Raw genomic sequence first — 1,082 nt, 5'->3', positions numbered from 1 at the left:
ATAGGCTCACCAATATGGGCGATCTGGCAATGTTACAAGTTACAGTGTCACGATTAAGAAATCTCTGGCCTGAGGCAGCAATTCAGATTTTTACAAGTAGACCTGACTTGTTAGAAAAGTATTGCCCAGAAGCAATTCCATTAATACCAGCTCACTCAAATATGAAGTTTTCTATCTTATCAGCTTATTTAGAAAAAGCTTTAAAGAGCAAAAGGGCTGTGGAAATAGCATCAAAACTTGAATGGAAACTACATAAAAAGCTACCATACATTACGCAGGCTATACTTCAACGAAAAGTACAAAGACTATCTAGGTATAGCGGTAACTTCAAGGAATTAATCAGACTAATTGAAGATGCAGATTTAGTTATTGCATCTGGTGGAGGGTATATTACAGATTGTTTTCAAAGTAAAGCTGCGAATACATTAGAAATCCTTAACTTGGCTACCTGGCTTAATAAGCCAACAGTCATATTAGGTCAGGGAATTGGTCCCCTCCAGAACTCTGACTTGAAACATAAAGCCAAGATAGTGCTGCCACGGTTAGATTTAATAACACTACGAGAGAGTAAGGCTAGTCTACCTTTACTAAATTCATTAGGGGTGTCAAATCAATCAACCATAACAACAGGGGATGATGCTATTGAATTGGTATATACAGCTCGTACACCAACACTGGGGAGCGGGATTGGAATTAATCTGCGAATAACAGGTTATTCAAACATAGGTAATGAACAAGATGTAATCGAAAAGTTACGTTTAACAATACAGGAGTTTGCTAGAGAAAAAGATGCTGCTCTAGTTCCAATCCCAATAGCAAACCGGCCGACAGAAAATGACCCAGAATCAATCAGAAAGCTCTTAAAGAATTATGATGACAGCTCAGATGGAGGTCAAGCTCTTGATACCCCACTCAAGGTTATTAAAGAAATAAGGCATTGTCGCATATTCGTTACAGCAAGCTATCATGCGGGAGTCTTTGCCATGTCGCAAGGAGTGCCAGCAATTTGTCTTGCCAAGTCTGAATACTACGTGAATAAGTTTACTGGGTTAGCTGAGCAGTTTGGCAATGGATGTGAACTC

The 1,082-nt window shown here is 39.2% G+C and carries 1 protein-coding gene; it reads left to right on the top strand.

The window, feature by feature from the left end:
* Positions 1–14: 14 nt before the first annotated feature.
* Positions 15–1,082 (top strand): polysaccharide pyruvyl transferase family protein (locus tag AC2VE5_RS28335; protein WP_486890839.1); only part of this gene is annotated, 1,068 nt, incomplete at its 3' end.

Source organism: Aliterella sp. E5.1, from assembly GCF_057473825.1.
This window is presented reverse-complemented; position numbering and strand designations above follow the sequence as displayed.